This window comes from Clostridium sp. MCC353, assembly GCF_018785315.1.
Lineage (GTDB): Bacteria > Bacillota > Clostridia > Lachnospirales > Lachnospiraceae > CHH4-2.
The window spans coordinates 1-1840 of sequence record NZ_WQPN01000146.1; the positions used below are offsets into that span (position 1 = coordinate 1).

The 1840-nt window shown below is 47.8% G+C and carries 1 protein-coding gene and 2 pseudogenes; all 3 read left to right on the plus strand.

The annotated features are described in order from the left end of the window. Window positions 1–304 (plus strand): annotated as a pseudogene (locus GPL15_RS22965) (polysaccharide export protein); the annotation flags it as partial. Next, window positions 294–1010, plus strand: a complete 717-nt coding sequence (locus GPL15_RS22970) for a CpsD/CapB family tyrosine-protein kinase (protein WP_215701014.1) — start codon at window positions 294–296, stop codon at window positions 1008–1010. The pseudogene GPL15_RS22965 and the gene GPL15_RS22970, both read left to right, overlap by 11 nt. 357 nt (window positions 1011–1367) lie before the next feature. Then, window positions 1368–1840: pseudogene (locus GPL15_RS22975) on the plus strand (hypothetical protein); the annotation flags it as partial.

The window sequence follows — 1840 nt, forward strand, 5'->3', positions numbered from 1 at the left end:
GGAAATGGTTCCCCCGAAAATGCTGGAGGACGGGGTGGTGGCCCTGGAAAAGACCAGCCCCAGCGTGAAGAAAAACGCAGTGCTGGGCGGCCTGGTCGCCCTGTTCCTTGTCTGTGCAGCCATAACCCTGAGTGTGGTGCTGAACGATACGGTAAAAACCGAGGATGATATCCAGAAATATCTGGATCTGCCGGTGCTGGCCGTGATCCCGGCCAAGGAATCCGTCAGCGACAGCGGGGAGATCGAAGGGCAGAAAAAACGGAAGACGTCGAGAAGAAAGGCAGGGAAAGCCGATGGAAAATAAAATCCGCCTCTCCCAATATGAGGTAAGCGATTATAACTATGTGGAAGCGATCAAAACGCTGCGTACCAATCTCCAGTTTTCGGGCAGCAGCATCCGTGTGATCATGTTTACCAGCTCCATCCCCAATGAGGGGAAGAGTGAAACTTCTTTCCAGCTGGCATCGTCCCTGGCCCAGCTTGGGAAACATGTGCTGTTAATCGACGCGGATATCCGCAAGTCGGTGACGGTGTCCAGATACCAGCTGGATCACGAGGTGAATGGTCTGTCCCAGTACCTGAGCAGCCAGGTGACGAAAGAGGAGGCCATTTACCAGACCAATGTGAACGGCCTGGAAGTGATGTTTGCAGGCCCCTATTCCCCGAACCCGGCGGAGCTTTTGGAAGAGGAGATGTTTACCAAACTGGTGCTGTGGGCCCGTGAAACCTATGACTATGTGATCATTGACACGCCGCCTATGGGGAACCTGATCGACGGCGCGATCGTGGCAAGACACTGTGACGGCGCGGTGCTGGTGATCGAAAGCGGGGCCATCAGTTTCCGTTTGCTTCAGAAGGTAAAAGCCCAGTTAGAGAAGAGCGGCTGCCGGATTTTAGGGACAGTGCTGAACAAGGTGACAGTGGATCACAGCGGGTATTACCGGTATTACGGGAAGTACGGCAGGTATGGGAAGTATGGGAAGCAGTATGAGTATGCCAGGGAAACATAATAAATAGAAGAAAACCATCAGATGACCGAAAGAAAACAATCAGCAAGATAGAAAATAAAAAAACAGAAGAAACCAGATTCTGATTTGGATGAACTCTAACTGGTGGGAATGAGCGACAAAGACAAAATTATAATTCGTTAATAAAGAAGAGAATGCGTTGATCTATTATAAAATCTACATAATTACAGAATGCAGAATCATATTTAACAGATGAATAAACAGTTAGAACATGAAAAAGCAGGCTTGGGGACAGATCAGTATTAACTGGATGCCAAGGATAAAACTACAGCCTGCAGACAGTAATAAACAATGCAATTAAGGACATGGAAAGTACGAAGGGGAAACGGGGGATGAAGCATGCTTGTGAAAAACAGGTCTTTTTACATTTTATTTGATATCGGCGAGATCATCATTTCCTTTGTTTTAGCAGTTTTTCTAAGATATCAGGTCGTTCAGGGGAGAGTGATTTCAGACGCCTGGTTTGGGTGCATCCTGATGATTTTTGTCTATGTTCTGGTGGTGCTGTTCTATCAGCCGCCAAAACCGCTGATGAAGAGGAATAACTGGGAAGAACTGCAGATAGTGCTGGCGGCTAACTTGTATATGGCGCTGCTGCTGTCCATGATTTTGTATTTGAACCGGGTGGGCACGCTGTTCCCGCGTTCCGTATATATTGTATTTTTCGGATTGAATACCATTCTAATGTACACCGGCCGGTTTAATTTAAAGAAGATCCTGCGTGCCTATTACAAAAAATCCGGGAACCGGAAGAAACTGCTGATCTGTGCCAACCGGGAGAACCTGATTGCAGCCATCGACAAGTTCGTCCA